Source organism: uncultured Arcanobacterium sp. (genome assembly GCF_947253055.1).
GTDB lineage: Bacteria > Actinomycetota > Actinomycetes > Actinomycetales > Actinomycetaceae > Arcanobacterium_A.
The window spans coordinates 1-6,743 of sequence record NZ_CAMXYE010000076.1 but is presented as its reverse complement, the minus strand read 5'-3'; the positions used below and the strand labels follow the sequence as shown (position 1 = coordinate 6,743).

The following is a 6,743-nucleotide window of genomic DNA, read 5'->3' as shown; positions in this document are numbered from 1 at the left end:
GCTATGTTGGTAGTATCTGGAGCGAATGTGTTGCTTCTGGATGAACCAACTAATAATTTAGATCCGGCTTCGCGGGCGGAAATTTTGAAAGCCCTACAACTTTACGAGGGAGCCATAATTTTGGTGACCCACGATGAGGGAGCAGTCACGGCTCTCGATCCGCAACGAGTATTGCTGCTTCCCGATGGAGAAGAAGACCTCTGGTCGGCAGATTATTTAGAGCTTATATCTTTAGCTTGAGCGGCTTGGCGAGCTTGGCGTTTTTGCGCTAAATACTTTTTGCGCCGCTCTGCCCAGAGTTTACGCAATTCGGGGTCGCTCATCACTAAAGCTACCGTTTGGCAATCTTCTGGTCCGCTTACGTAGGCTTGGCAGAGTGTACACGGTTCGCCGAAACGCAGCGGGCACTCCGGTTGGTTAAAATGCCCGCGAGTGGAGCGGCCACTTCGGGAAGAGCGTGTCACGGTATATCCCATCCACACAGAGCGGCAAGCGCATCTAGTCGGCGAAAAGGAAGGGCGGTATCTGCATGCTCATTTACGAGAGGTTTAGCGCAGAATGCTACCCCGTAGCCAGCTGCATCCAGCATCTGTAAATCATTTGCTCCATCGCCCACGGCGAGAGTTAGCTGCAGATCTATATTTTCTGTTTTTGCCCACTTTTTCAGCGCTATGGCTTTTGCTTGGGCGTCAATAATATCTCCGCAAGTATTCCCCGTGAGTTTGCCGGCAGATTTTTCGAGATTATTGGCTAAGAAGTAGTCAATTTGGCAGCTCTGAGCGAGATTTTCCACTATCTCCATAAATCCCCCAGACACTAAGGCGAATTTTACGCCTTGAGCTCGCCCCGCGGCTAAGAGATTTTCTACGCCGGGAGTGAAGCTGAGGAGAGGAAGAATATCGGTGCAGACTTGGGCAGGTAAATCTTTTAGCGCAGCTACCCGCTGGTGCAGCGATTTCGAGAAATCTAGTTCACCGCGCATAGCGGCAGTGGTGATAGCGCGAATTTCCGCTTCTTTGCCGGCAAAACGAGCCAGTACTTCTATCACTTCTTCGTTGATGAAAGTAGAATCCACATCGCTGATTATGAGGCGGGGCCCGTGTTGCGCTAATTTTCCGGTGAAAAAAGCGGTGGCACTGCGGGAGCTGGAAGGTAAAAAGTTTGAAATTTGGTGATGAAGTTGCTGCGGGTGAGAGGTGGTAAACGTGAAACTTTGGGCATAAAAATTGGGAGTGTCGAGGTTACGCCCAGTTAAATTTCGGATATCCGGAGCTAAATCCCGCAGTTTTGCTTCCCAATTAATAGAAAAAGGGTCCAAAGATGCGAGGGAGAAACGCACTGGCGTCTCCCCCTCGCAGTAATCCCATGTACTCATAGTAGTAATTCTACTAGAGAAAATTTTCTTTACAGATTTTTATTTCTCTACGTGCATGCCTTTCGGCACTACTACAATTCCCCCCTCGCTTACGTGGAATCCGCGCTCTTTATCACGCTCTAAATCCACGCCTAGCTGGGCTCCTTCTTCAATTATGACGTTCTTATCCACGATGGCGTTTGTCACCACTGCATTTCTTCCAACTTGTACATTGTCGAAAAGTACTGAATTTCGTACCGAAGACCAAGAATTTACGCGTACGAAAGGAGAAAGTACTGAGCCCATTACTTCACCGCCGGAGATAATCACTCCGGGAGAAATTATGGAATCTAGTGCGTGCCCTAAGCGCTCGTGGTGGCCATACACGAATTTTGCAGGCGGGAGACCGGTGTAGCCGGTGAGAAGGGGCCATTCCCGATTATAAAGATTGAAAATCGGGCTCACCGAAATAAGATCCATATTCGCTTCAAAGAAAGCGTCGATAGTGCCGACATCGCGCCAATAGTTGCAATCACGCTCGGTAGCACCCGGGATTTCGTTGAAGGTGAAGTCATATACTCCGCAATCGCCGCGCTCTACGAAGGCCGGCACAATATTTCCTCCCATGTCGTGGGCAGAACTATCGTCTTCTGCATCTTTGTGGAGGGCTTCTACCAGGGCTTCGGTGGTGAATACGTAATTTCCCATCGAAGCAAGAATTTCATTTGGAGAATCCGGCAGTCCTGTGCAGCTGGTCGGCTTCTCTAAAAATTCTCGTACTTTCTTTACATCAGTGGGGTCCGTGTCGATCACGCCAAAAGCACTGGAAAGTTCGAGTGGCTGGCGAATTCCCGCAATAGTGAGCCCGGCTCCACTTTCAACATGCTGGGCAATCATCTGGGAAAAATCCATCCGGTAGATATTATCTGCACCGGTAATTAGGACTATATCGGGTTTTTCGTCTTCAATTACATTCATTGACTGGTAGACGGCGTTAGCCGAGCCAAGAAACCAATCTTTACCTTTGCGTTGCTGCGCCGGTACCGGGGCAATATAGTTGCCGATGAGCGTGGACATCCGCCAAGTTTGGGCAATATGGCGGTCAAGTGAATGTGATTTATATTGAGTGAGCACTACCGTCTTTAAATATCCAGAATTTACGATATTCGAGAGTGCAAAATCAATTAGCCGATAAATACCGCCAAAGGGCACAGCTGGTTTTGCCCGGTCGGCAGTCAGCGGCATGAGTCGCTTTCCTTCTCCTCCGGCGAGCACAATTGCAAGTACATGGGGTTTCTTAGTCATACTTCAACCATACCCCAAAAGCAGAAAAAATAGGGTGCACATCACAGATATTTTTCATTTTTTTAACTTTGCTTTTTCATCGCAGTTTCTATCCCGTAAAAATTAGCTATTTTCACTTTCGCTAATTCATATCTGCGTTTTTCTCAGCTGCATCACGTAGACTGAAGAAGTTGAGAGTAGGGATAATTTAGGAGAAGGAAATGAGAGTAGATTTATTGACTCGTGAATTTCCGCCTTTCGTCTACGGAGGCGCCGGAGTCCATGTGACGGAATTAGCTAAGGTGCTGAAAAACCATGCCGAAGTGCGGGTACACGCTTTTGATGGACCGCGGCTAAAAGAAGAAGTTCCTGGCGTTAAAGTACAAGGATACGATTACCCGCACGAGCTTAAGAATGCTAATTCTGCTCTCCGTACTCTCGGAGTCGATTTGCAGATGGCTAATGATGTGGCTGGGGCCGATATTGTGCATTCCCATACCTGGTATGCCAATATGGGCGGGCATATTGGAGCAATGCTGCACGGCATTCCGCACGTAATTTCGGCACATTCCCTCGAGCCTTTGCGCCCATGGAAGCGCGAGCAGTTAGGTGGGGGATATGAGGTCTCTTCGTGGGTGGAAAAGACTGCCTACGAAAATGCGGCCGGTATTGTGGCCGTATCGCATGCGATGCGCTCCGATATTTTGCGATGCTATCCAGCAATCGATCCGGAGCGGGTGCGAGTGATTCACAACGGTATTGATTTAGAAGATTGGAAAGCTCCGCAAAGCATAGCTGAGTGGGAAGAGGCGCGAAAGTATTTCACTACTTATGGTCTAAATCCGGATAAACCTACTATCGTTTTCGTGGGGCGCATTACTCGGCAAAAAGGAGTGCCGGGATTGTTGCGGGCTTTGGCGCAGATACCGAGCGATATTCAAGTAATTCTCTGCGCGGGAGCTCCCGATACGCCGGAAATAGCAGAAGAAACTCGCCATTTAGTGGCTGATTTACAAAAAAAGCGTTCTGGAATTGTTTGGATTGAAGATCATCTGCCCCATGCCCGTATTGTGCAGTTGGAAGCGTGCTCTACCGTATTCGTTACTCCTTCGATTTATGAACCGCTTGGAATAGTGAATTTAGAGGCGATGGCGGTGGGTTTGCCAGTAGTAGGGACGGCGACGGGAGGTATTCCTGATTGCATTGAAGACGGAGTTACTGGCACTTTAGTACCTATTGAGCAGGTGAACGACGGCACGGGTACACCGTTAAATCCGGATAAGTTCGAAAAAGATTTAGCGCAGTCGCTTACGGAGATGTGTACCAATCCGCAACGAGCTAAAGAGATGGGGCAAGCAGGAAGAAAACGGGTAGAAGAACATTTTGCCTGGGAAACTATCGGCGAGCGGACTATGGAATTTTACCGAGATATTCTTTCCCGATAAGAGCGGAGAGAAGTAGAAAATTTCTCGATGCGCATCATAAATACAGAAATAACGGATAAGCGCTTAGCAGATTTTACTTCGCTTACCGATGTGGCGCTGCGAAAAAAGCTAGAAACTGAACGCGGTCTTTATTTGGCAGAAGGCTTGAAAGTAATCGCGCGAAGTTTAGCGGCGGGGCATGTGCCGCGCGCTATTCTATCTGCGCCGCGCTGGGTGGAAGATATTGAAGAACTACTCGAAAAATCTGGCTATGCACCGGCAGCGGTGCCAATTTTTGTAGTTTCGCAGGAGCAGACACAGGAAATTACTGGTTACCGTATTCACCGTGGGGCTTTAGCGGCAATGAACCGCCCGCAACTACCGGAAGTAGACACTTTCTTAGAACAGTTAGCGAAGCAAAAAGGTCGGCGTATTATCTTCATACTCGAGGACCTGGTGGACCACACAAATGTGGGGGCAATTTTTCGTTCCGCAGCCGCGCTGGGGGTAGATGGAATCTTAGTGAGTCCATCGTGTGCTGATCCGCTCTATCGGCGTTCCATAAAAGTATCTATGGGTAGCGTATTCCAAGTGCCTTGGGCGCGATTATCCACTTGGCCACGCAGCATAAAGAAGCTACAGGAAGCGGGTTGGATTACTGCTTCTTTAGCTCTCGATAAGGAAGCTATTTCGCTGCGAGATTTTGCTGCTCTTCCTGCAGTGGCAGCTGCGAGTGCTCATATAGCTCTTATTCTCGGCACAGAAGGCGATGGTTTGAGCGGGCGCACAATAGCAGCTGCAGACTATAAAGTAATGATTCCGATGTGCCATGGAATAGATTCGCTAAACGTGGCAGCAGCAGGCGCATTAGCTGCTTGGGAACTGGTAGGAAGTGCGGGGATATATAGCCCGCGGGTGTAGGAAGTTCTGGTAGTTTAGGCAGATAAGGCAGCTCAAGCAGAAGGCGGCGTCAGCGTATCTTTTTGGTAGCTTGTGCATAAAGATAGAGCGGTTCAGCGAGTAAATCTAGCAGTGAACACTCCAGTACTTGGGCAACTTTCAAAAGAGTAAAAAGCTGCGGATTGAGAGGCCGATTGCTTCTTCGATCCGAGCGAGCCGACTCCATGAGTTGATAGTGGTTGCGGTCAATACCAGCTTCTAAAGCTATTTGTTCTTGCGTTTTTCCAATGAGTTTGCGTTGCCGCCGCAGGGCTTGTGCCAAGGCGGAGGCGAGAATTTTTTCTGCTGGACTATAGGTGCTCACGTTACAATTATGGGGTATACACGGCTATTTGTGGGCGGGGTATACACGGTAATTTTATGATATTTCGGCGGACTGAAAAAAATCTAGCTGCCGCCAGGCTTCGTACAAGGCAATAGCAGCAGAATTAGCCAGGTTTAAAGAACGCCGCGCCGGCAGCATCGGAATGCGGAGTAACTTCGTTATGCGCTCATCGTCCAGCACTGAAGCAGGTAAACCGGTTGGTTCCGTGCCGAAAAGCAGTACATCTTCATCTTGATATTTTTCAGTGGCATAGGAATTGCGAGTATGAGAAGTAAAAGCAAAAATTCGGCGCTGATCTCCGAAGTAAGATTTTGCTTCTTCCCAATTAGGGTGAATTTTTACTTTCGCTAAGTCGTGATAATCCAAGCCAGCTCGACGGAGATGAGCGTCAGAAAAATCGAAAGCAAGTGGCTCGATTAGGTGTAGACATGCTCCGCTACAAGCCGCTAGGCGAATCGCATTTCCGGTATTTCCCGGTATTTTTGGTTCATGGAATACTATATGCAGCACTTATTCAGAGTAACGCAAAAGCTGCGTATATGCTTGTAGAATGAGAAGGGGAAACTGTGAAATTGAGAGGCGGAAATAAAATGTGGAATATGCGGGCACTTATAAGGATAGCTAGTATAGCTGGGCCAGCTCTTTTTAAAATACTGCGTAAATACGGGCCAGAGATACGAAAATTGCTTGCCGAAAATCCGGATTTGCGCCAAAAACTCGAGAAAAGAATTCGCCGCACGGCACAGAATAAGAAAACGCGTACGGGAGAAAATCTGGCCCAAAGGATAGCTATGCTGCGCGAGCAGACCACCTATCTCTACGCCTCCGCTAATACACCGGAAATAGCAGCACAAGTGCGCTTTTGGCGCAGTGAGATTGGAGCTTTAGAGAATTCGCTTCCGCTGCTTGCGGCGATGAGTGAAAAAAGACGCAAGGCTGAAGTAGCGCGGCTGCATGAGCGTTTAGATGACCTATCGGTGGCATTGCTGGATCTTACGATTAGTGACGATATCGAAGATGCCTGGAGCGGAGATATGCCAAAGCAAAATAGTGATGCGGAGGGCGATAAAAATGACGAGGGAGCGCAAAGCACCGGATACTAAATAAAAATAGGCGAGAGGGGCGGGCTTTGCGATTTATCGAAAACTCGCATTGATAAGCTGAAAGAAGTTTTCTGCTAGCTAAAATTTACTAAAAAACTTTTTGGGACATCTTTTTGATAGGAGATGTCCCAAAATTTTTTCTGATTTCTGTTTCCTTGTCCCAATGGTGTCCCAAAAACGCGTTTTTCGGCGTTTTGAAAATGCCATTTTTCGTTGGTATATCAAGGAAAAGTGGTTAGTGCGCGGAGGGGGACTTGAACCCCCACCCTCTAATACGAGGACTAGCACCTCAA

8 protein-coding genes and 1 pseudogene are annotated in these 6,743 nt (G+C 48.2%); 4 read left to right on the top strand and 5 right to left on the bottom strand.

The window, feature by feature from the left end:
- Nucleotides 1–240, top strand: a pseudogene (locus Q0X35_RS05590) (ABC transporter ATP-binding protein); the annotation flags it as partial.
- Here Q0X35_RS05590 and Q0X35_RS05585 read toward each other — a convergent pair.
- Genes Q0X35_RS05585 through glgC form a run of 3 tightly spaced genes read right to left on the bottom strand, consistent with a single transcriptional unit; the run spans nucleotide 213 to nucleotide 2,659 of the window.
- Nucleotides 213–464, bottom strand: a complete 252-nt coding sequence (locus tag Q0X35_RS05585) for a DUF6767 domain-containing protein (protein WP_297566378.1) — start codon at nucleotides 462–464, stop codon at nucleotides 213–215. The pseudogene Q0X35_RS05590 and the gene Q0X35_RS05585 overlap by 28 nt on opposite strands.
- Nucleotides 461–1,375 carry a phosphoserine phosphatase SerB gene (gene serB / locus Q0X35_RS05580; RefSeq protein ID WP_297566376.1) on the bottom strand — a complete coding sequence of 305 codons (915 nt, stop codon included), beginning with the start codon at nucleotides 1,373–1,375 and terminating at the stop codon, nucleotides 461–463. The genes Q0X35_RS05585 and serB overlap by 4 nt, the downstream gene beginning before the upstream one ends.
- 39 nt (nucleotides 1,376–1,414) lie before the next feature.
- Entirely contained in the window at nucleotides 1,415–2,659 is a 1,245-nt protein-coding gene (gene glgC / locus Q0X35_RS05575; RefSeq protein ID WP_297566374.1) for a glucose-1-phosphate adenylyltransferase, read from the bottom strand.
- A gap of 200 nt (nucleotides 2,660–2,859) precedes the next feature.
- On the opposite strand from glgC, the gene glgA reads away from it, so the two are divergent.
- Nucleotides 2,860–4,083, top strand: coding sequence for a glycogen synthase (glgA, locus tag Q0X35_RS05570; RefSeq protein WP_297566372.1), 1,224 nt, complete (start codon nucleotides 2,860–2,862; stop codon nucleotides 4,081–4,083).
- A 27-nt stretch (nucleotides 4,084–4,110) separates the two neighbouring features.
- Nucleotides 4,111–4,983: an RNA methyltransferase gene (locus Q0X35_RS05565; RefSeq protein ID WP_297566370.1), complete on the top strand. Its 873-nt coding sequence runs from the start codon at nucleotides 4,111–4,113 to the stop codon at nucleotides 4,981–4,983.
- Nucleotides 4,984–5,032: 49 nt separating this feature from the next.
- Here Q0X35_RS05565 and Q0X35_RS05560 read toward each other — a convergent pair whose 3' ends face one another.
- Both Q0X35_RS05560 and Q0X35_RS05555 read right to left on the bottom strand, forming a co-directional pair.
- A complete protein-coding gene (locus Q0X35_RS05560; RefSeq protein ID WP_297566368.1) occupies nucleotides 5,033–5,326 on the bottom strand; it encodes a helix-turn-helix domain-containing protein in 294 nt (97 codons plus the stop codon).
- 54 nt (nucleotides 5,327–5,380) lie between these two features.
- The gene (locus tag Q0X35_RS05555) at nucleotides 5,381–5,857 is read right to left on the bottom strand and encodes a tRNA (cytidine(34)-2'-O)-methyltransferase (protein WP_297566366.1); all 477 of its coding nucleotides are present in this window, start codon (nucleotides 5,855–5,857) and stop codon (nucleotides 5,381–5,383) included.
- Between the two features lie 56 nt (nucleotides 5,858–5,913).
- On the opposite strand from Q0X35_RS05555, the gene Q0X35_RS05550 reads away from it, so the two are divergent.
- A complete protein-coding gene (locus Q0X35_RS05550; protein WP_297566364.1) occupies nucleotides 5,914–6,450 on the top strand; it encodes a hypothetical protein in 537 nt (178 codons plus the stop codon).
- Nucleotides 6,451–6,743 lie beyond the last annotated feature (293 nt).